This window comes from Synechococcus sp. CC9605 (assembly GCF_000012625.1).
Taxonomy (GTDB): Bacteria; Cyanobacteriota; Cyanobacteriia; order PCC-6307; family Cyanobiaceae; genus Parasynechococcus.
Map to the genome: position 1 here is coordinate 2335674 of NC_007516.1, position 21216 is coordinate 2356889.

At 60.4% G+C, this 21216-nt stretch carries 15 protein-coding genes; 8 read left to right on the forward strand and 7 right to left on the reverse strand.

All coding sequences use genetic code 11. The annotated features are described in order from the left end of the window. Window positions 1–231: 231 nt before the first annotated feature. Window positions 232–3648, forward strand: a complete 3417-nt coding sequence (locus tag SYNCC9605_RS12570; RefSeq protein ID WP_198002459.1) for a DUF4347 domain-containing protein — start codon at window positions 232–234, stop codon at window positions 3646–3648. 204 nt (window positions 3649–3852) lie between these two features. Continuing rightward, complete coding sequence (locus tag SYNCC9605_RS12575; RefSeq protein WP_011365448.1) at window positions 3853–4245, forward strand: Hsp20/alpha crystallin family protein; 393 nt, start codon at window positions 3853–3855, stop codon at window positions 4243–4245. Window positions 4246–4401: 156 nt separating this feature from the next. On the opposite strand, the gene SYNCC9605_RS12580 is transcribed toward SYNCC9605_RS12575, so the two are convergent. The 4 genes from SYNCC9605_RS12580 to SYNCC9605_RS12595 all read right to left on the reverse strand — a co-directional run bounded on the left by SYNCC9605_RS12580 (window position 4402) and on the right by SYNCC9605_RS12595 (window position 10758). Next, window positions 4402–5655 carry an HlyD family secretion protein gene (locus tag SYNCC9605_RS12580; RefSeq protein WP_011365449.1) on the reverse strand — a complete coding sequence of 418 codons (1254 nt, stop codon included), beginning with the start codon at window positions 5653–5655 and terminating at the stop codon, window positions 4402–4404. After that, window positions 5655–8585, reverse strand: a complete 2931-nt coding sequence (locus tag SYNCC9605_RS12585; RefSeq protein ID WP_011365450.1) for a peptidase domain-containing ABC transporter — start codon at window positions 8583–8585, stop codon at window positions 5655–5657. Before SYNCC9605_RS12585 ends, SYNCC9605_RS12580 begins: the two co-directional genes overlap by 1 nt. Further along, window positions 8582–9331, reverse strand: coding sequence for a peptidylprolyl isomerase (locus SYNCC9605_RS12590; RefSeq protein ID WP_257929529.1), 750 nt, complete (start codon window positions 9329–9331; stop codon window positions 8582–8584). Before SYNCC9605_RS12590 ends, SYNCC9605_RS12585 begins: the two co-directional genes overlap by 4 nt. 131 nt (window positions 9332–9462) lie before the next feature. After that, the gene (locus tag SYNCC9605_RS12595; protein ID WP_011365452.1) at window positions 9463–10758 is read right to left on the reverse strand and encodes an NRAMP family divalent metal transporter; all 1296 of its coding nucleotides are present in this window, start codon (window positions 10756–10758) and stop codon (window positions 9463–9465) included. Window positions 10759–10840: 82 nt separating this feature from the next. Between SYNCC9605_RS12595 and SYNCC9605_RS12600 the strand changes: the two genes are divergently transcribed. Then, a complete protein-coding gene (locus SYNCC9605_RS12600) occupies window positions 10841–12589 on the forward strand; it encodes a diflavin flavoprotein (RefSeq protein ID WP_011365453.1) in 1749 nt (582 codons plus the stop codon). On the opposite strand, the gene SYNCC9605_RS12605 is transcribed toward SYNCC9605_RS12600, so the two are convergent. Beyond that, window positions 12583–13683, reverse strand: a complete 1101-nt coding sequence (locus SYNCC9605_RS12605; RefSeq protein ID WP_011365454.1) for a hypothetical protein — start codon at window positions 13681–13683, stop codon at window positions 12583–12585. The genes SYNCC9605_RS12600 and SYNCC9605_RS12605 overlap by 7 nt on opposite strands. 56 nt (window positions 13684–13739) lie before the next feature. On the opposite strand from SYNCC9605_RS12605, the gene SYNCC9605_RS12610 reads away from it, so the two are divergent. The 5 genes from SYNCC9605_RS12610 to SYNCC9605_RS12630 all read left to right on the forward strand — a co-directional run bounded on the left by SYNCC9605_RS12610 (window position 13740) and on the right by SYNCC9605_RS12630 (window position 17951). Continuing rightward, a complete protein-coding gene (locus tag SYNCC9605_RS12610) occupies window positions 13740–15533 on the forward strand; it encodes a diflavin flavoprotein (protein WP_011365455.1) in 1794 nt (597 codons plus the stop codon). A 93-nt stretch (window positions 15534–15626) separates the two neighbouring features. After that, complete coding sequence (locus tag SYNCC9605_RS15740) at window positions 15627–16340, forward strand: rubrerythrin family protein (RefSeq protein WP_011365456.1); 714 nt, start codon at window positions 15627–15629, stop codon at window positions 16338–16340. Window positions 16341–16376: 36 nt separating this feature from the next. Continuing rightward, window positions 16377–16892 carry an NADPH-dependent FMN reductase gene (locus tag SYNCC9605_RS12620; protein WP_011365457.1) on the forward strand — a complete coding sequence of 172 codons (516 nt, stop codon included), beginning with the start codon at window positions 16377–16379 and terminating at the stop codon, window positions 16890–16892. Between the two features lie 7 nt (window positions 16893–16899). Continuing rightward, a complete protein-coding gene (locus tag SYNCC9605_RS12625; protein WP_011365458.1) occupies window positions 16900–17655 on the forward strand; it encodes a pirin family protein in 756 nt (251 codons plus the stop codon). 89 nt (window positions 17656–17744) lie between these two features. Beyond that, a complete protein-coding gene (locus SYNCC9605_RS12630; protein WP_011365459.1) occupies window positions 17745–17951 on the forward strand; it encodes a hypothetical protein in 207 nt (68 codons plus the stop codon). Between the two features lie 2 nt (window positions 17952–17953). Here SYNCC9605_RS12630 and SYNCC9605_RS12635 read toward each other — a convergent pair whose 3' ends face one another. Together SYNCC9605_RS12635 and gcvP are read right to left on the reverse strand one after the other, a co-directional pair. Further along, on the reverse strand, window positions 17954–18208 hold the full coding sequence (locus SYNCC9605_RS12635; protein WP_011365460.1) for a hypothetical protein: 255 nt from the start codon (window positions 18206–18208) through the stop codon (window positions 17954–17956). 129 nt (window positions 18209–18337) lie between these two features. Further along, entirely contained in the window at window positions 18338–21208 is a 2871-nt protein-coding gene (gcvP, locus tag SYNCC9605_RS12640; protein ID WP_041435295.1) for an aminomethyl-transferring glycine dehydrogenase, read from the reverse strand. Window positions 21209–21216: the final 8 nt, after the last annotated feature.

The following is a 21216-nucleotide window of genomic DNA, read 5'->3' on the forward strand; positions in this document are numbered from 1 at the left end:
CACAAGAAAATACCAACTTCTAACAAAATCTAGACGACCAAAACACTTCAAGGTCTAGATCCAGGAACAGTCATAATTATCAGCAATTGGCCACAACCCAACATTGCTATCAATAGACCTTTGTACTTACTAGTTAATTGATATACATTACATGCAGAATAATTAGTGGCGACAAAATTTGTAGCAATGAATACTATTGCAGAAGCTTAGCGCGTAATGAATCAAGGCCTTATGAGCAACCTGCTCGTCGCCGATGGCGAATGCCCCAAGATTCGAGAGCTGCTGGCTGAAGCCCTCGTACCTGTGCTCTGGCTGAAGGCCGGGCAACACCCCCTTGAGACCGTTACAGCTGCACTGGAGATGCGGCGACAGCAGGGGCAGCCAGTAGAGACGCTGCACTGGGTGAGCCATGGACGACCTGGGGTATTGCAGGTGGCCGCGCACGAAATCACGCGTCAAACGCTGTTTCTGCATCGCGCTGACCTGGAAACGTGGGGAATCAAAAATCTGGCCTTGTGGAGCTGCCGCTATGGCGCCGAGCCGGAGGCCGTCAGCCTGCTGGAGGGATTCACCGGAGCATCAGTCTTTGCCAGCACAAACGTCCTTGGCCGCACAAGCGAAGCAATTACACAGTGGAAGCTTGGAGACACCCTTATCACAATTCCGGTTGACTCAGCACATCTGAGCAGGTGGGCGCACCAGTTAGGCGAAAAGATGTACACAACCCATGAAAATGGCACTAAACTTGGTTATGTAGAAAAATCCGATAATTCATTCACAGACCTTGGTAATTTTAACGACGGAACTGACAATCTGACCAGGGTCTGGGGGCTCGCCTTTAGCCAAGACGGGAATTTATATGTAACGCAAGAATTCGCCAGTTTCTTTCATGACCCAACGGGCACTGGTACCAAGATCTACAGAGTAGATCTCACGTCATCAACCGATCCCGCCACAACCGTCCTAACTCAAGCGGGGATCGAAGTCACCACAGACTCAAGCGTTGCTGGCGACCCAGGTGGACCGATCCAGTTCCATGCCGTGGACGTTGACTCTGACGGCTTGATGTATGCACTCGACCTTAGGGGCTACATCTACTCAATTGATATTACGACAGGTGCCGCAACCTACGTCGCAGAAACAAGCAAGAGCGATAACTCAAAAATAACAAGCGCGATGGATATTGCCTTCGATATCGAGGGCAATCTTTTTGCCGTCGATGGAGACGGAGCTCTTTATCAGATCTCACTGGATGGAACCACAACAGCCGGGGCGACGCAGCTGGGCTCAACTTCCACCTCTATGCTGATGGGGCTTCTAGTCACGTCAGACAACACACTGTACGGGACTAATCTTTCAAGCGGCAAGCTCTTTTCAATTAACAAGAGCACCGGCACTCTCACCGAAGAAACCTCCACTAGCTTTGCCACCTATCCCCATGGAGGTGACGCCTACATTGCCTATACAGGGTGGCCTAGTAGCCCTGGCGCTCCCGTAATTTCATCCGCCAGCTACGACGCATCCACCGGCGCACTAACCGTCACTGGAATCGACCTTCCGGCTTATTCCGGAGCAACGAACGATATCGATATCTCAAAACTCACCCTCACCGGTGAAGGCGGCGCGACATACACCCTCACTTCTGATGATGTTGAACTCACCTCTTCCACTGAGTTCTCAATCACCCTCAATGCCGCCGATCAACTCCAACTTGCCGGACTCTTAAATAAAAACGGCACCTCCTCTGGCGGAGGCACCACTTACAACATTGCCGCAGCAGAAGACTGGACGCCGGGAGCTGATGCATCCACCGATATCGCGGACCTCACAGGAAACGCGATTACCGTCTCCAACGTTGCCGCTCCCACCCTCACCTCCGCCAGCTACGACGCATCCACCGGTGCACTAACCGTCACTGGAATCGACCTTCCGGCTTATTCCGGAGCAACGAACGATATCGATATCTCAAAACTCACCCTCACCGGTGAAGGCGGCGCGACATACACCCTCACTTCTGATGATGTTGAACTCACCTCTTCCACTGAGTTCTCAATCACCCTCAATGCCGCCGATCAACTCCAACTTGCCGGACTCTTAAATAAAAACGGCACCTCCTCTGGCGGAGGCACCACTTACAACATTGCCGCAGCAGAAGACTGGACGCCGGGAGCTGATGCATCCACCGATATCGCGGACCTCACAGGAAACGCGATTACCGTCTCCAACTTCAATAACGCGCCCGTCACAGGCAGCGCCAGCGGCACCCTTGCATTCACAGAAGGTGATGGTGCAACCGTCATTGATCCCAGCCTCACCATCACCGATGACGATGACACCAACATCGAATCGGCCACCATCACCATCTCCTCCGGTTACCAGTCCGCAGAAGATGTCCTCGCTTTCTCCGATACCTCCGCCATCACAGGCTCCTGGAATACATCCACGGGCGTCTTAACCCTCACAGGCTCCGACACCCTTGCCAACTACGAGACAGCTCTCGAATCCGTCACCTACAACAACACTTCCGACAACCCCAACACCGAAAACCGCAGCATCTCCTGGGTCGTCAATGACGGCACCGATTCTTCCTCCGCTGTCACCTCAAGGGTCACCATCACTGCCGTCAATGACGCGCCTGTCCTCACAACACCCACAGCTGGCTCCATCGCAGAAACCGCTGGATCCTCAGACAACACAACATCAGGACTAACAGGCACCCTTTCCGCCTCTGATGCCGATGGAGACACCCTCACTTACGCCATCAATGGCGGATCCACCACCGATGGAGTCTCCACTCTCGCTGGCTCCTACGGCTCACTCTCCCTCAACACCTCCACCGGCGCTTACGCCTACACACCAGACTCCTCCGCCGTAAAAGCTCTCGATGACGGCGATTCCGCCGCCGATTCCTTCACACTCACCGCCTCTGACAGCACTGACACAACATCAGCCACTTACACCGTCAACCTCACTGGTGCTGACGAGCCAACACCTTCACCAACCCCAACACCTTCACCAACCCCAACACCTTCACCTTCGCCAGACCCTTCGACTAGTCCAACACCTTCGCCTTCGCCAGACCCTTCGACTAGTCCTACACCTTCCTCCAAAAGCAGCAACGTAAAGCTTCCTTCCATCGATGACGCCACAACTCAACAAGAGACGTCCACCTTTGAATTAATCAATCCCACCAAAGTCCGCGAAAAAGAAATCAACAGCATCATCGTTGGCACCGAAAAGAAGGAAAAAATTACCGGCACATCTTCCGGGGAAATCATTGCTGGCATGTCTGGCAAAGACGAAATCAAAGGCAGTGGAGGATCAGACGGGTTCCTCTTTCAAGATCCCAATAATTTTGGCAAAAAAGAACGAGATACAATTCTCGACTTCACACCCAAAGAAGGCGACTCACTACTAATCGACAAGGACGTCTTTGATTTCGGCAACAACCTAAAAGTAAAAGCAATCAAAAACAAGAAAGAAGCAAAAAAGCAAGATGATTCGAAAGCAGACTTTATATACGAAGAGAAGAAAGGGCTTCTCTGGTACAACGAAAATGGCAAGAAAGACGGCTGGGGCGATGGCGGCCTCTTCGTGAAACTAAAGGGCGCACCTGAACTCAGCGAATCAGATTTCACGATTGTCTGACCATCCCAAAGAAGCCTTTTTTAGCCGTTGGCCATGAACCCTGTTCGGTTTCAACACCATCCCTGTGGTGTCAGCCGAAACTGGTGGTAGAGACCGAATCAAAACGGACGGTTCTCATCCTTCTGGTTCTCATCCAACCGGCGCAGATTGTGATGGCGGGCGATCAACCCAGTCCGCAGATGTTCATACTTCGGAGCCATCATCATGCTGACCCTTCGCCAATCCCCCTTCGATCTGTTCGAGCGACTCGAGCAGCAACTGGCCACCGCTGAGCGCGTTCCCAACGCCGAAATCCGCGAAACCGAAACCGGCTACACCGTGCGACTGGAACTGCCCGGGGTGGACCGCGACTCAATCGACGTCAAGGCCACCGATCGCAACCTGGTGATCAGCGCCGAACGCACAGCAACAGGCAGCGATGACAGCAACGCATTGCTGCTGAGCGAATTCCGCAGCGGCGCCTGGAGCCGCAGCTTCCGTTTCCCCCACAGCCTCGATCGCGACCAGCTCAAGGCTAGCTATCGGGACGGCATTCTTGAAATCAACGCCGGCAAAGCTGTGGAGCACACCAGTGTTTCCGTGAAAATCGACGGCTGATCAGCCTTCAGTTGAACAAGCCCAACACAACAAGAAGAGAAAAACGGAAGCCTAACCCCTGCCCATGGCAGGGGTTTTTACTTGAACCAATCAGCCAATGTTCGTACTTATGTCATCAGGCGAAAAATGACAAGTTTGGAGCGTGGCTTGACCGACTTAGAGATGCTGCAGCGATTCCGCTTTGTCCTGAAATTCTCCTAGCAAAAGCTGCAGATAGGACACCTTGCGCAGCTTGATATTCGCTGTCAGGCTCATGCCCACCTGCAGGGGTAGAGACGATCCGGTCTTGAGCTTGAGCTGTTGATCATCCAGCTGAATCGTGACAGGGAAACTGAGTTCTTGACGCTGCTCCTGAGGATCAGGCTCCAGTGCATCGGAGCCAATGCGGATCACTTTGCCCTTGAGAACTCCGAAATCACTGGCGGGGAAGGAGTCGATGCTGATGTCTGCGGACATGCAGGCATCACGATCGTCAGGGCAACCCTGCGGCACCTGGACGAAACCGATCTTGTTGCTCGGCACCTCCACCTTCGCTTCGAGCGAACCCATCGGCACCACCTTCATCACCGTCTGGGTGGATTGGGCCGTAAAGCCACGTGAGGTGGGCTTGAGATCAAAGACCACACCATCAACAGGCGACCTCAGCTGCTGGTAACGCAGGGTGACCCTGCTCTCCACCAAGCGCCCATTGAGATCGGCAAGCTCCGACTTCAACTGGGCCGTCTGTTGGTCGAGCAGAGCAATCTGACGCAGCCGTTCTGCCTTGCTCTGCAACAGTTTGCCGCGGGTTTCAGCAACGATATTTTGCTGTTGGAGGTACTGCACCTCCGAAAAAGCGCCAGCGGCATTCAACTGTTCGTAGCGCTCAAGAATTTCAGCCTGAAGCGCGAGATTGTTCTCCAGCATCACCACTTCTTCCTGATTCATCTGCATGGTGTTGCGTTTTTCCTCCTCCTTCAGCGTCAATTGCTCTTGCTTGAGCTTGATCGTCTTCTCCAGGCTGTTGCGCTGTTCCTCGCTGGCTTCGGTGTCCAGCTTCATCAGCACCTGGCCAGCCTCCACCCGATCACCTTCCTGCACAAGGATCTGATCGGCCACACCACCCACAGGCATCTGGATGTCCTGAACGGAACCAATTGGTTCCAACTGTCCAGGGGCAACAACAATTTCTTCGGTGCGTGCAAGGGCCAGCCAGGCCACCCCGAACACAGTGCTCCCGATCAGGGCCCAGGTGACGGTGCGCATCCAGAAACGACCCTGCTGGAGGATCGACTCGTCGTAGGTCGTGAGATCAGTTGCGTCTTGCGGAGCCCCAGGATCGAAGCGGCGCAGGAGGTCACGTGATGTGGTGACAAGGTTGCTGGAGCCCTGCTTAACGAGGGCCGTCACCTTTTGAGGATTCAACTTCATCAGGAACTCTCTTGCTGGCGGTAAAGGGCGTAGTAGCGACCGCGCTGGCTGATTAAGTCGTCGTGGGTGCCGATCTCAACAACAGCTCCCTGGTGAAGCATCACGATCATGTCGGCCTGGCGAATAGTCGAAAGACGATGGGTGATGAAAAAGACGGTGCGGTCGTTGAGGCTGCTGAGAAGGTTGTCGAAAACCTTCCGTTCGGTCTCGTAGTCGAGGGCGCTTGTGGCCTCGTCCATCACCAGTAGCTTCGGGTTGCTGAGCAAGGTGCGGGCGATCGCAACCCGCTGCCGCTGGCCCCCACTGAGTGCTGCACCCCGTTCACCCACAGGGGTGCTGTAGCCACTGGGCAGATCCATGATGAAGTCGTGGGCATTGGCGAGACGTGCGGCCCGCACTATCTCCTCACTGGAGGCTTCCGGGTTGGTGAGCGCAATGTTGTCGCTCACACTTCCGCTGAACAACAGAGGGTCCTGGGGGACGATGCCGATCTGACGACGCAGGGAATACAGCTCGACCTTTCCAATGTCGTAGTCGTCAATCAAGATCCGGCCTTCCTCTGGCGCATAAAGCCGAGGCAGCAGTTTCATCAACGTGCTCTTGCCACTGCCGCTCTGGCCGACAATGCCCACAAAGGTGCCAGCAGGGATCTCAAGATTCACCTCCTTGAGCACCTGGGGCTGCCCGGGACGAAATCGGAACGAGAGCTTTTCAAACCGCACATCTCCGTGGAGCGGCGGCAGCATCACCTTCGATTTATCAACTTCATCGGATTCCTCCGGAGTATCAATCACATCCGCCAGCCGCTCAAAGCTGACGCGCAGTTCCTGGATGTTCTGCCAGATCGTGGACAGACGGAGCAAGGGCTGGGTGACGTACCCAGAGATGATCCGGAATGCGATCAGCTGGCCAAGGGTTAGATCGCCATTCAGCACCATGGAGGCACCGATCCAGAGCACCATCAGCTGAGAAATCTTCTGCAGCACCTGGCTGGTCTGATTCAGGGCTGTGCCGGTGATCGTTTTCTCGAAGGTGCGAGCGATGTACTGCGAATAAAACCCCTGCCAGCGCCAGCGGCTGACCATCTCCACGTTCTGGGCCTTCACCGTCTGAATGCCGGTGAGCACCTCCACCAGATGGCTCTGGGTCTTGGCGTTTTCTTCTGCGGCAGCACGAAACTGACGGCGGAAGAGGGGGGCCCCCAGCATGGTCAAACCTATCTGGATCGGCAGAACCGAAAGGGCGATCAAGGTGAGAAGCCAGCTGTAGATCAGCATCACCGCGATGTAGATCACGGAAAAGGCGGCATCGAGGATGGTGGTGAGGGCCTGACCGGTGAGGAAGTTGCGGATCTTCTCCAGTTCGGCCACCCGTGTCCCGAGTTCACCCACAGGGCGACGGTCGAAATAGCCCAGGGGCAGACGCAACAGGTGATCGATCACCTCAGCCCCGAGGCGCTGATCGATCCGGTTGGTGGTTTCAGCAAACAGAAAGGTCTTGAGGCTGCCGAGCACCCCTTCCAAGATCGTGACGACCACAAGGGCAATGCCCAGCACCTGCAAGGTGTCGAGGCTGCGCTGGCTGATCACCTTGTCAATGATCACCTGGATCAACAACGGGTTGGCCAGTGTGAACAGCTGGACCACAAAACTGGCGGCCAACACCTGAATCAGCACGACGCGGTAGCGCTTCAGGGCGGGCCAGAACCAACCGGGGCCAAATGTCTGGTCGGGGCTGCTGTTGGATCGTTCCATCAACAGCAGTTCGATCCCCTCAGGGAACTGCTCGGCCAGATCATCCGGCGCCAAGGTCACAATGCCCTGGTTGGGCGAGGCCAGCTTGAGCCCCCGCTCATTGCTGGCAATCGCCAGCGCGAATCCCCCATGCCAGGGCAGCATTGACGGCACCTGCAGCCGGGTGCCGGCACGAGCCGGCACCCGTGACGCCATCACATGCAGTCCAAGGCTTGCCGCCAGCTGACCACAGAGCTGGAGATTGGGGGCAAGACCGCGGCGGAGGTTGTCCTGCAGGACTTTCTCGATCGCATCACGGCGGAACGGCAGCTTCATCAGCTGCGCCAGCATCTGGAAACAGGCCAGGGTTTCCTGAAGCGAACCATCGGCCCGAATCAAACGCAGGCTATCGACAACATTGCGCTCAGGACTGAAGCTGCTGACGGGGGGCAGCACCTCTGCGTCCTGGATGGACGAAGCTGAGACGCGTGAGCCAGAGCTGTCGTCCATCGTTTCTTGGGCTTTATCGGAAACCCCAGAGGCCGGCAGAGCCACCAACCGCAGCGAAAACGGCTCACAAACCGGCAGATCCACGGATGAACGGATGGGCTGACCGAACGTCAGCTCACCCCAGGCACTTGTGACGAAGAGGAGCTTCCCAGCCGCCAGAGCCGCATCCACCGCCGCGGGGTCAGGAGAACAACGCTCTGCGGTTTGCAAAGCATCCTCGAGCTTTTCGAGGGCAGAACTCTCGACTTCCGGGGTGTTCTGCTCCAGAGCTTCCAGCAGCTTGAGCAGCTCCTGGGGCCAGAGTTGTTGATCACACCAGTGACGGAATGAGGCTTCCGTGGCGTAGAGCTCACGCCACAGCTCATCAGAGATGCCGCAGGCAATCACTTCCTCAGCGGCAATCACGTTCTCGCAGGGGGAACATGCGAGAAGGCTGGCCGCTCCGATCACACTGCCCGGGCCGAACTTGCCCACCGTGGTGAGTCGGCCGTTGTGACGTCCGACCAGCCTGGCCTGGCCTTGGAGGATGACCAGGATCCGAGCAGGGATCTCATTGGGATCAGACAACTGACCCCCGAGATCAAAACGCAACACGTTGCATTCACGCTCCAACCTGGAGACCGAGGCGTCGGAGACGCCACAGAACGCCGGATGCTCCAACAAAGGAAAAGACGGTGTCTGGGTCATCGCGAGACGCTGAAGTCAGTGAAGGCGCTGGTGGCTTCCGGCGCCGACGTTTCGGGAGCCAGCTGGTTCAAACTGGCGGCAGTTTCCTCATCAACCCAGAGGTCGAACATCTCTTGGCACATCTGGTCGGAGACCTCATCGGTGAACGTGGCAGGCGAATAACGCTCCAATCGCACAACCAGCCACCAATCCGAAATCCGAAAGGGTTCCAGCAGAACCCCGGGTTGAGCCACCCGAAGCTTCTCCACCAAAACCGGATGCGCCTGGGTCAGAGACACGGGACCCACGATGCCGTTGGTGTTGCGCTCCGGCCCCTCGGCGTAGCGCTTGGCCAGGTCAGCGAAGTTGGATTCACCGGATTCGATCTGCAAATAGAGCTCTCGCGCCAGAAAGCTGTTCTTGAGGCGAAGCAGGCTGTAAACGACCTGATCCAGTTCGTTCTTGCGTTCAAGAAAACGGGCCTCCGCCTTGGCCGCGAAACGTTTCCTCATCAAGCTGCGACGGCGGATGCTGTGGCGAAGGCGCTCTAGAACCTCCTCCTCGCTGCGTCCCAGGGTCTCCAGCAGCTCAGACCACTGGGCCATGCCATCAAACCCACGCTGATGGAGCAAGCCGTGCCGAGCCTGCTCCAACTGCTCTTGAGAGACCTCGACCTGGGCGATCGCCTCACTGATCACCATCTGCTCGACCAAGGGCTTGAGCAGACTGAAGCGAGCGAGCAGGGCCTGACCCTGAACGCCGATCATTCGCTGCAGCTCAGGAACAACTGCTCCCCTGTTCACAAGTCACGTGCAATGGGCAGAAACTAGGTTGAATTTCTAGGAAGACCAACCCCTTCCGATGGCAGGTGTTTTTTGTTGAAGCCGAGGGCTGGGAGTCAGCCACCAAGGCCCAGAAAGAAGCGACCGATGAACAGCAGGCTGAAACCACTGAGAAACACCAGGCCGAACCAGCAGAAGGCATGGGTGAGCCGCCCGTAACGATGCTCCACCGGGACCAAGGAGCTGTTGATCGTGTCCATCGCCATCCAGGCGAACAAAGGAGCGGTGAGAAAGCTGCCGGTCATCTCCCCAAAGACGAAATCCTTCACACCGATCCCGCCGCTCTTGGCCACCACCAGCGCCAGCACAGCAGCCAGGAAATGCACGATCACCCAGATGTCGAAGCGACGCTGCATCGGCCCCGGAGCCGAATCACCCGTGTCATGACGGCGCATCAAGCCCTGGATCGCCGCAATGCTGCGGGGGTAGGCATCCAGGCAGGTGAGGGTGGTGCTGAACATCGCGGAGAAAGCCGCCGGGATGATCACCCAGGCCGCCCAACCGCCCATGGCGGCGGTGTAGAGCTTGATCAGCTTCTGGGCGAAGGACACGCCACTGCCGGCCAGCATTCCGTCACCACTGCCGTACATCGTGAAAGCACCCAGGATCACGAAAAACATCGCGGTCACAACAGTGACGCCGTAGCCGAGGTTGAAATCAAACTCGGCTTCCTTCGGCGATGCGGTGTGCTCGGTGTCGCGCGCACGGGAGAACATCCACAACGAGGGCCACACGCACATCTCCACCGGTCCGGGCATCCAGCCCATCAGAGGAATCAGGAAGGCCAGGTTGGCCAAGTTCCAGGGGCTGGGATCGGTGCTGATCCAGGTCGCCGCCACATCCCCGACAGGGCCTCGGATCAGCAGCGATGCGGCCGCGATCCCCGTGAGCAGGGTGAGCAGCACCACCAACAGCTTGGAGAGACGGTCGAGCGCCCGGTAGTGCCCCAGCAACAGCACCAGGCCACTCACCACCAGCACGGCGATGGACAGTCCGTAGGGGTCCAGTCCCGCCAGCAAGGGAACGTTGGTGAGCAGCAGTCCCGCCACAAAACTCACCGCCGAGATGGTGAAGGTGCCCGTCACCAGGCTCACCACCAGATACAGCGGCAGGTAGAGGGGATTGCGTTTCTGGAAACCCTCCAGCAGCGACAGTCCGGTGGCTGCTGTGAAGCGGGTGCCCACGCGCAGGAACGGGTACTTGATCAGGTTGGTGAGCAGGATCAGACCCACCAGTGCAAAGCCGAATCGAGCTCCAGCCGTAGTGGACGACATCAAGTGGGATCCACCGATGCAGGCACCGGCCAAGAGGATCCCTGGTCCAATGCTGCGTCGCAGCGTCGATGACGCCATCACAAGGTTGCAGTTGATACCAGTCTCCGCCGCCTCGGCCCGCGGAATCTCCGTAGAGTCAACTTCCGTCACGGTCGGTTTCATGGTCGTTGCTCCCGCTGCCCCGAAGCTGTCGCTGCAGTGCGAGGCCATCGGCGCCGACACCCACACGATTCGCTCCCTCGACTGGGACCGCAGCCGCTTCGACATCGAATTCGGCCTGCGCAACGGCACCACCTACAACGCCTTCCTGGTTCGGGGAGAACGCACCGCCCTGATCGACACCAGCCACGCCAAGTTCCGCGACACCTGGATCCCCCTGCTCAAGGAGCAGATCAATCCAACCGCGATCGATGTGTTGATCGTGAGCCACACCGAGCCCGACCACTCCGGCTTGATCGGTGACCTGATCGATCTCAATCCCGAGATCGAAATCGTGGGCTCGAAGGTGGCACTGCAGTTCCTCAAGGACCAGGTGCACAGGCCGTTCAAATCACGTGCGGTGAAGTCCGGCGAGGAATTGGATCTCGGCACCAATCCCGAGAGCGGCATCCAGCACCGCTTCGAATTCCTCAGTGCTCCGAACCTGCACTGGCCGGACACGATCTTTTCCTTCGATCACGGCAGCGGCATCCTCTACACCTGCGATGCCTTTGGCCTGCACTACTGCTCTGACGACGTCTTCGACGCCGATCCCGGCGCCATCGCCCCTGATTTCCGCTTCTATTACGACTGCCTGATGGGCCCCAACGCCCGCAGCGTGCTGCAGGCCCTCAAGCGCATGGATGGCCTGCCGGAGATCAACACCATCGCCGTGGGACACGGGCCGCTGTTGCGGCATCACCTCAGCCACTGGATCAGCGACTACCGCGAGTGGAGCGGCCAGCGCAGCAAGGGCGAAAGCTATGCCGCAGTTTGCTATCTGAGCCAGTACGGCTTCTCCGATCGGATTAGCCAGGCCATTGCCCATGGCATCGGCAAGGCGGATGCCCAGGTGCAGTTGCTGGACCTAAGGGCCACCGACCCCCAGGAACTCACCGCCCTGATCGGCGATGCCAAGGCTGTTGTGGTGCCGACCTGGCCTGCGGAACCTGAGCCGAATCTGAAGGCCTCCATCGGAACCCTGCTGGCGGCACTGCATCCCAAGCAACTGGTGGGGGTGTACGACGCTTTCGGTGGCAATGACGAACCAATCGACGCCGTCGCCGACCAACTGCGCAGCCAGGGACAGAAGCAAGCCTTCAGTCCGCTGCGCATCAAACAGCTGCCCCAGGGCAGCGATTACCAACGCTGCGAGGAGTCCGGCACTGACCTGGGCCAACTGCTGACCAAGGAGAAGACGATCGCGGCGATGAAAAGCCTCGATGGCGACCTCGACAAAGCCCTGGGTCGCATCAGCGGAGGCCTCTACGTGGTGACCGCCAGCCAGGGGGAGGGCGAGTCGAAGCGCCGCAGCGCCATGGTGGCCAGCTGGGTGAACCAGGCCAGCTTCACCCCACCGGGCCTCACCATCGCGGTCGCCAAAGACCGCGCGATCGAAGCCTTGATGCAGGTGGGAGACCGCTTCGTGCTGAACGTCCTACGGCAAGACAACCATCAGCAACTGATGCGCCATTTCCTCAAGCGCTTCCCTCCCGGTGCCGATCGTTTTGCTGGTGTGAACGTTCTGGAGGGAACCGCCGATGGCGGGCCGGTGCTCGCCGATGCGTTGGCATTTCTGGGCTGCCGGGTGGAGCAACGGATGGAGGGCCCCGACCACTGGATCATCTATGCCGTGGTGGAGCAGGGCAACGTGGCCGATGCCGAGGCCAGCACTGCGGTGCATCACCGAAAGGTGGGCAACCACTACTGAGCCCGCAGCTGATCCAGAGCATCCAGCAGGTTGCTCAGCACGGCGCGCACGTGCTGACTCCTCCGCCATTCACGGCGGTTGAGCCACGGATCTGAGCAACGCCGCCACCAACTCTGATCCGCCGGCTGGCAGTGGCCAACCCTTCGGTGATGGGGCGCGAGAAACACCGCTGCTGCCAAAAGGTTGGTACCGAAACCCAGCACAGGCCAAGGTTCACTCCCTGCATCAGACCATCCACGCAACAACCGCACCTCCAGAGGTTCATCGGCGGGGAGCAGCTCCCAGGATCTCCCAGGCCGCAGCGAAGCCAACAACCGTTCGATCAAGGCGTGGTGTGTTTCGTTCTTGGGGTGGGCTTGCACCCGCAACGGCACATCGGCCGGCAACGGTTGTAATGCAGCACAGACGGCGCTCCTGAAATAGGCCCGGTTCTCGATCCCTAGCGTCCAGCGCCAGCCAAACGATCGACCCAAAAGCCGCAAGCGGACGCGCCATTTGGGCACTCTCAAATAGGGCAAACAGAGCAGCACAGCCGTTGGCTGCGATCCGCGGGACGCATCAGCAGCAACGAAAGCGCGCCGAAAACTGGCGCAGATGTTGAGCATCTCCTGGAGCCGCAACGGCTCCACCGGACGATCCAACGGCACCAGCGGATCCAAACGGACCGAAGCCATCGCTTGTGAACGACGCACCAACGCGAGCGACTGGATCCGGGTTTGCTGGGAATGCTCTGAATACAAGCGTGTCTCAACCCCAATCGATTCCCCCAGCTCCACCACCTCTGACGCCTGATAAGTGCGCAGCATCTGCTGACCTTCGCGATCGTCCAAACGCGGTAGCACCAACAAGCTGCAGGCCCTTGGCTCCGGCCCGATCAAGACGCTGTCGCCCGTGATGAACCAGCAGTGATGTCCATCCTGGGCCGCAAGAGCCTGCAGCAACGGCTGGAAGGCCTTGGCCGAGTGGCTGAGGTCATCGCGATAAAGCGAGACGAGCTCCAGTCGGGTGCCCCGGAGACCTCTCCAGCGCAGATAGGCCAGAGCCGAGAGGGTGGTGATCAGCTGGGAGGAGAGAACAACAACGCTCTGCGCCACCGACCTGCTGCTCCCATCAACAACACGCCTACATTCAACTGGCTTCGAAGATTAGCGTGACCAGCACCGCAACCACGCGTCGCACGATCCAGCTGCCGATCGACGATGGGGTCATTGGTCTGCGCGGTCTGAGCCCCCAGCGGCACCGCTTCGAACTGGAATATGCCCTGGAGCGGGGCAGCACTGCCAACAGCGTGCTGTTTGAAGCCGGTGATGGCGCCCCGGCCGTGCTGGTCCACCCTCCCGGCATGGCCTACAGCGCGGCCTTCCTGCCGGTGCTTGCCGACGCCCTGCCCAGCTGCGACGCGCTGCTGGTGGTGGTGGGCCACGTCAACCCCAACCGCGTTGCCCTGCTGAGGGAACTGGCGGAGACCTATGCCGGTCTGGAACTGATCGTCTCCAACCCGGGCGCCAAGTTGATCGAGGAGCTGTGGAGCCAACGCAAGCCGGCCCCTCCCGGTGAGACGAGCGAGCAACCACCACTGCCAGACCTGCCGCCGCTGCGGGTCATCCGCCACGAGCAACCACTTCCCCTCAGCCATCAGCGCAGCTTGATGCTGCTGCCAGCCCCAACCCCCCGCTGGCCGGGCGGATTGCTGGCGTTCGAGGAAAGCCTGGGCCTGCTGATGAGCGACAAGTTCTTCAGTGCCCACCTCTGCACGGACAGCTGGGCCGAACGCAACCGCAGCAGCACCGAAGAAGAGCGCCGTCACTTCTATGACTGCCTGATGGCCCCCATGGCCCGTCAGGTGGATGCCCTGGTGGAACGGCTCGAAGAACTCGACATCCGCACCATCGCACCGGGCCATGGTCCGGCGATTGAAGCCAGTTGGCGCAGCCTGCTGAATGATTACCGCCGCTGGGGCGAAGGCCAGCAAACCGCCAGCCTGACGGTGGCCCTGCTGTTCGCCAGCGCCTACGGCAACACCGCAGCCATTGCCGACGCTCTGGCCCGCGGGGTCAGCCGCACCGGCATCCGGGTGAGCAGCTTGAACTGCGAATTCACCCCCGCCGATGAACTGGTGAGCACGGTCCAGCAGGCCGATGCCGTGTTGATCGGCTCACCAACCCTGGGGGGCCATGCCCCTACACCGATCGTCTCAGCCCTGGGAACCCTGTTGGCGGAGGGGGATCGCAGCAAGCCCGTGGGAGTGTTCGGCAGCTTCGGCTGGAGCGGCGAGGCGGTGGATCTGCTGGAAACGAAGCTGCGGGATGGCGGCTTCAGCTTTGGCTTCGAGCCGATCCGGGTGAAGTTCAGTCCGGATGCTGCCCGGGTGAAGGAGCTGGAGGAAACCGGCACCCGTTTCGCCCGCCAGCTGCTGCAGAGTCAGAAACGGGCGCAACGGCGCAGTGCAGGGGGCTTGAGCGAAAGCCGCAGCGATCCAGCGGTGCTGGCGTTGGGCCGTGTGATCGGCTCCCTCTGTGTGCTCACCACCCGCAAAGCCGATCTGAGCGGCGCCATGGTGGCCAGCTGGGTGAGTCAGGCCAGCTTCAATCCCCCCGGCATCACCGTGGCCGTGGCCAAGGACCGTGCTGTGGAAGCACTGCTGCACAAGGGCGATCGCTTCGCCTTGAACGTGCTGGCCGAAGGGCGCGAAACCGCCTTGATGAAGCAGTTCCTGCAACCGTTCGAACCCGGTGCCGATCGCTTTGCAGGCCTTGAGCTGGACACCAGCCCCGCCGAGCAGCCGTTGCTGCCGGATGCCCTGGCCTGGCTGGACGGCAAGGTGAGCCAGCGGATGGAATGCGGCGACCACTGGCTGATCTACGCCGAAGTGGATCACGGCGGGGTGCTGGATGCGGAGGGCAGCACCGCGGTGCACCAACGCCGCAGCGGAGCCAACTACTGAGGTGAAAGCCGGAGCCGGCAACCCGAACCCTCGACTAACTCATAGTGACTATGAGTTAGGGGTAGGCTGGAGGGACGATCCCTGGTGCCATCAATGGACGTCTCCAAGCCCTCCACCCACGCCAACCTCGAGGCTGCTTGCGGCGGCGAGAGCATGGCCAACCGCAAATACCTGTTCTTCTCAGAGGTGGCCAAACAACTGGGCCACAAAGACCTGGCCAAGCTGTTTCGGGACACCGCAGCGCAGGAAACGGAACACGCCTTTGCCCACTTCCGCCTGCTGCACCCTGAGCTGGTGGTGAGAGATCCCGAGCAGCTCAGCGACGAGGAGAAGCAGGCCATCCTGAGCCGCTGCCTGGAGCTGGCGATTGAAGGCGAAACCTACGAGTACACAACGATGTATCCGGAGTTCGCCGCCCAGGCCCGGCAGGACCGGGACAGCGGAGCCGAAGCTGAATTCGCCGAGCAAAGCAGCGAGTCGAAGGAGCATGCCGGCTTGTTCCGCACCGCCGCCAAGAACTTCGGCCTGTTGACCCCGATCGAGCAGCATCACGCCGAAACCTATGGCGTTGCCCTCAAGGCCCTGCAAGGCAAAGGCAGTGCAGGCCAGGCCGATCAACCGATCCCGGGCAAGTGGATCTGCAAGGAGTGCTCGATGATCTACGACCCGGCCGAGGGGGATCCGGATTCCGGCATCGCCGCAGGGACCCCGTTTGAAGCGATTCCCGACGATTGGCACTGCCCGATCTGCGGCGCCCGCAAAGCCAGCTTCGTTCCCTACCGCGAAGCCGAGTTGAAGGCGGCCTGACGCCCTTGCACGATTCAATCAAGAGCCTTCGTCTCCATGCCCTCTGATCTCATCGTTCTGACGGCGAGCAATGGCGAGAACCTGAAGTTGGCGGAACGCTTCGTGCAGGCCGCAGCAGCTCAGAACGCCAGCGCCGAGCTGATCGATCTCACGCAGCTCAACCTGCCCCTGTTCACGCCGCGGGTCCAGGCAGCAGGGGCGGGTCCTGACCTGGTGGCCCTGCACGACCAACTGCACCAAATACCGCGCTGGGTGATCTGCGCGCCGGAGTACAACGGCTCGATTCCGCCGTCGCTCACCAACGCCATTGCCTGGCTCTCGGTGACCGACGACGACTTCCGATCCCTGTTCAACGGACGGCCGATCGCCATGGCGACCTTCTCCGGCGGCGGTGGCATGGAACTACTCTTGTCGCTGCGCATCCAGCTCACCCACCTCGGGGCCCAGGTAGTGGGGCGTCAGCTGCTGAGCAACCACGCCAAGCCAGCCCAGGACGACAGCATCAACGACCTGGTGCAGCGGCTTCTGCAGATGCAACCCCTCCAACTCTGAGCGCCCCATGTCCCGGACGGCCCCGCCACCACGTCAACACGACACCACGTCAACCGTGATCCTGCGACCCGCAGACCAGCGCTTTCGCAGCCAGCTGGACTGGCTCGATTCCTGGCACAGCTTCAGCTTCGGCAGCCATCAGGATCCGAACTGGATGGGCTTCGGCCCCTTGCAGGTGATCAACGACGACACCATTGCTGCAGGCCAGGGGTTCGGCATGCACCCCCACCGCGACATGGAAATCATCACGGTGATGGTGGATGGGGCCCTGACCCATGCCGACTCGATGGGCAACAGCGCGGTGCTGCACGCCGGCGAAGTGCAGCGGATGAGTGCCGGCAGCGGCATCGTGCACAGCGAGATCAACCAGACCGGCGAGCCCTGCAGGCTGCTGCAGATCTGGATTGAGCCAGCACAGCTGGACATCCAGCCTGCCTACCAGCAGAAACCCTTCGCGATCGGCGAGGGCTGGACGCCCCTGATTGAGCCCGGCGCATCCGGCGAGGCGATGGCCATTGAACGTCGTGTGCGGCTCTGGCGTGCTCAGCCGCTACACCAACAGCAGTTGCCCTTGCCCCCCGCCGAAGAGCAGTTGCTCTGGATTCAGGTGATTGATGGGGAGCTGACGCTCAACAGTGAGGGCTCCCCCAAGCAGTCGCTGCGGCGGGGCGATGGGCTGGGCCTGATCCAGGACGCAGCCACCCAAGGTGAGCTGATCGGCCTCAGTGAACGCGCCGACGTGCTGCTGTTTGCCCTGGCGTGAAGCAATCCGGAAAAAATCTGGTGCAAGTGCGCGACACCAGATCTTGTGCCCTGAAATGACTGGGTTACTTCCAAACAATCCCTAGAGCGATGGGATTCATGAACGGTCAGGAGGCCTCGGTTCGGTACCGCGGCTTTCTTTTGATGCCACAAACCAACCGGAGCTGGCTGGTGAGGCCGGAACGCAGCCCGATGCGATTGCTGCCCTTCCGCACACCAACCTGCTCACTGGCCGACGTCAAAGCCCTGCTGGACTGGCGTCTGGCTCAGGAAGAATCGGAGATCGGCGTGGCCTGAACTCAGGCCGCTGCCGGCGGAGGGGTGGGATCGCCCACCGGTTGAAAAGGAATCACCAGGGTGGCCCAGTGATCGGGCCGCTCGGGGCGGCTGCGACGGGAACGGCGCGTGCCAAAGGGAACCCGAATCACATTGGTTCCTTCAATTGACAAGGTGTGGCCGCGATTAAAGGCCGATTCCAGACCCTCAGGAAGTTGAGGAAGGGCAGGCCCTTCAACGCTGCTGAGCGCAGATTTCTTGTTGTTGTCCCGATCCATGGTGTCCCCCGACAGACGAATCAGTTGTCGAACAGTTTGACCGAACACGCAAGGGCGATGAACGGAATCGAACCAATTTTTCCAATTTCAGTGAAAATTTACACGCTCTGAACCCCTTGCACCAGGGCTTCAAACCGCCACAGCCACCGATTCCACAGACGGACAGGTGCACACCAGGTTGCGGTCACCAAAGGCGTTGTCAATCCGTGCCACAGCGGGCCAGATCTTGCTCTCCTGCTGCTCCTCCATCGGGAAGGCGGCCTGCTGACGGCTGTAGGGACGATCCCAGGTATCCGCTGTGACGGCAGCGAGGGTGTGGGGAGCCCGCTTGAGCGGGTTGTTCTGAGGGTCGCTGGTGCCGGCTTCAATGGCGCGAATCTCCTCGCGGATCGCCACCAGGGCATCGGCGAAACGATCCAACTCCGCCAGGCTTTCGCTTTCGGTGGGCTCCACCATCACCGTGCCGGCCACCGGCCAGCTGACGGTGGGCGCATGGAAGCCGTAGTCCATCAAACGCTTGGCGATGTCATCCACATCGATCCCCGCATCCCGCTTGAGCGGGCGGAGGTCGAGGATGCATTCATGGGCCACCCGGCCGGTGCTGCCGCGAAACAGCACGGGGTACGAGGCATCGAGCCGATGGGCGAGGTAATTAGCCGACAACAGCGCCAAGGCACTGGCCTGCCGCAGGGCCTCCGCCCCCATCATCCGCAGGTACATCCAGCTAATCGGCAGGATGCTGGCGCTACCGAGCGCAGCTGCGGACACCGGACCGATGGCCGATGCAGCGCCGGCCTGCAAGGGGTGCCCCGGCAGGAAGGGCTCCAGATGCGCCGCCACACCAATAGGCCCCACGCCTGGGCCACCGCCCCCATGGGGGATGCAAAATGTCTTGTGCAGGTTGAGGTGGCAGACATCGGCACCGAAAGCACCAGGACGGCACAGCCCCACCTGGGCATTGAGGTTGGCCCCGTCGAGGTACACCTGGCCCCCATGCCGATGCACCACCGCGCAGATCTCACGGATGCCGGTTTCAAACACGCCGTGGGTGGAGGGGTAGGTGACCATCAGTGCCGCCAGCCGGTCGGCGTGCTCGGCCGCCTTCGCCGCAAGATCCTGCTGGTCGATGTTGCCCTCGTCATCACAGGCGACGGCCACCACCTTGAGGCCGGCCATCACGGCACTGGCGGGGTTGGTGCCGTGGGCGCTGGTGGGGATCAGACAGATGTCGCGATGGGCTTCACCGCGGGAGTGGTGCCAGGCGCGGATCACCAGCAGCCCGGCGTATTCCCCCTGGGACCCGGCATTGGGCTGTAACGACACGGCAGCAAAGCCCGTCAGTGCAGCCAGCCATTGCTCCAGATCGTCGGCCAGACGGCGATAGCCCTGGGCCTGATCGGCTGGGGAAAAGGGATGCAAGGCCGCAAACGCAGGCCAGCTCACCGGCTGCAGCTCAGCGGCGGCGTTGAGCTTCATGGTGCAACTGCCCAACGGGATCATCCCGTGCACCAGCGACAGATCACGGCTCACCAACCGCTGGATATAGCGCAGCAGCTCCGATTCGCTGCGGTACTGATGGAAAACCGACTGGCTCAGCCAGGGCTGGCTGCGCTGCGGCAGGGAGAGGGACGGGGGCTGCGCAGCCTCCAGCTGCGGGGGGACCTGACCGCAGGCCTCCGCCAGCAGGGCGAGCAGGGCTTGCAGCTCCTGTTGATCCGAGAGCTCATCGAGGCTGATGCCGAATCCGGTGGCGTCCGCCGGCGCTGCACCATCTGGCAGCACCCGCAGATTGAAACCAGCAACTGCGGCAGCGCGGTGCACAGCCGGTGCCAACACACAGTGAACGGTGACGGTGTCGAAACGGTCGGCCAGCTGCAGCGGGTAACCCAGGGCCCGCAGGCCCTGCTCCAGCTGGCTGCGCAAGCCAACAATGCGCTGAGCAATGGCCTGCAGACCATCAGGGCCATGGTGCACCGCATAAAAGGAGGCCATCACGGCCAGCAGCACCTGGGCCGTGCAGATGTTGCTGGTGGCCTTGTCGCGACGGATGTGCTGCTCACGGGTTTGCAGCGCCAAGCGCAGGGCGGAACGGCCCTCCGCATCCTTGGACTGCCCCACCAGACGACCGGGGATCTGGCGCTTGTAGGCCTCAACGGTGGCGAAGAAGGCGGCGTGAGGACCACCGAATCCCATCGGCACCCCCAGGCGTTGGGCGCTGCCCACGGCAATGTCGGCCCCGAGGGATCCCACGGGCGCCATTAGGGTCTGCGCCAAGGGGTCAATGGCCACGGTGGCCAAGGCACCGGCGGCATGGGCCGCTTGGATCACGGCGGATGGATCCCAAAGGCATCCATCGGCGCCGGGCAGCTGCAGCAGAACGCCGAACACTGACGCATCGATCGGCGCTGTGGCCGGGTCGATGCACTCGAGGCTGATGCCGAGGGGTTCGGCGCGGGTCTGCAGCACCGCCCAGGTCTGGGGCAGCACATTGGCGTCCACCAGGAACCGTGTCGCCTCGGGGCGACGGCACACCCCGAAGCTGAGGCTCATCGCCTCCGCGGCGGCGGTGGCTTCATCAAGCAGCGACGCGTTGGCGATCGGCAAGCCCGTGAGCTCACTGATCAGGGTTTGAAAGTTGAGCAGGGCCTCCAGACGACCCTGGGCGATTTCCGCCTGATAGGGGGTGTAGGCGGTGTACCAGGCCGGATTCTCAAAAACGTGGCGCTGGATCAGGGCCGGGGTTGCCGTGCCGTAATAACCCAGCCCGATCAAGGAGCGTCGCAGCGTGTTGGTTTCGCTCAACTGCTTCAGCTGCTGGAGGGCCTCTGCCTCCCCACACCCCTCGGGCAAGGCCTCAACCGGCGGCTTGGAATCGAGGATGTCGGCGGGCACGACATCAGCGATGAACTCCTGCAGATCGCTGTAGCCCAGGGCATTGAGCATGCGGAGCTGTTCCGCCTCACTCGGGCCGATATGCCGCTGCGCAAAAGGAGAAGTCAACGTCGAAT

Excerpts from the sequence above, each read along its gene's own strand:
- SYNCC9605_RS12575 (WP_011365448.1), top strand. The coding sequence starts at position 3,853 with ATGCTGACCCTTCGCCAATCCCCCTTCGATCTGTTCGAGCGACTCGAG.
- SYNCC9605_RS12635 (WP_011365460.1), bottom strand. The coding sequence starts at position 18,208 with ATGGATCGGGACAACAACAAGAAATCTGCGCTCAGCAGCGTTGAAGGG.
- SYNCC9605_RS12585 (WP_011365450.1), bottom strand. The coding sequence starts at position 8,585 with ATGACCCAGACACCGTCTTTTCCTTTGTTGGAGCATCCGGCGTTCTGT.
- SYNCC9605_RS12625 (WP_011365458.1), top strand. The coding sequence starts at position 16,900 with ATGTCCCGGACGGCCCCGCCACCACGTCAACACGACACCACGTCAACC.
- SYNCC9605_RS12620 (WP_011365457.1), top strand. The coding sequence starts at position 16,377 with ATGCCCTCTGATCTCATCGTTCTGACGGCGAGCAATGGCGAGAACCTG.
- SYNCC9605_RS12580 (WP_011365449.1), bottom strand. The coding sequence starts at position 5,655 with ATGAAGTTGAATCCTCAAAAGGTGACGGCCCTCGTTAAGCAGGGCTCC.
- SYNCC9605_RS12595 (WP_011365452.1), bottom strand. The coding sequence starts at position 10,758 with ATGGCGTCATCGACGCTGCGACGCAGCATTGGACCAGGGATCCTCTTG.
- SYNCC9605_RS12600 (WP_011365453.1), top strand. The coding sequence starts at position 10,841 with ATGGTCGTTGCTCCCGCTGCCCCGAAGCTGTCGCTGCAGTGCGAGGCC.
- SYNCC9605_RS15740 (WP_011365456.1), top strand. The coding sequence starts at position 15,627 with ATGGACGTCTCCAAGCCCTCCACCCACGCCAACCTCGAGGCTGCTTGC.
- SYNCC9605_RS12630 (WP_011365459.1), top strand. The coding sequence starts at position 17,745 with ATGGGATTCATGAACGGTCAGGAGGCCTCGGTTCGGTACCGCGGCTTT.
- SYNCC9605_RS12570 (WP_198002459.1), top strand. The coding sequence starts at position 232 with ATGAGCAACCTGCTCGTCGCCGATGGCGAATGCCCCAAGATTCGAGAG.
- SYNCC9605_RS12590 (WP_257929529.1), bottom strand. The coding sequence starts at position 9,331 with ATGATCGGCGTTCAGGGTCAGGCCCTGCTCGCTCGCTTCAGTCTGCTC.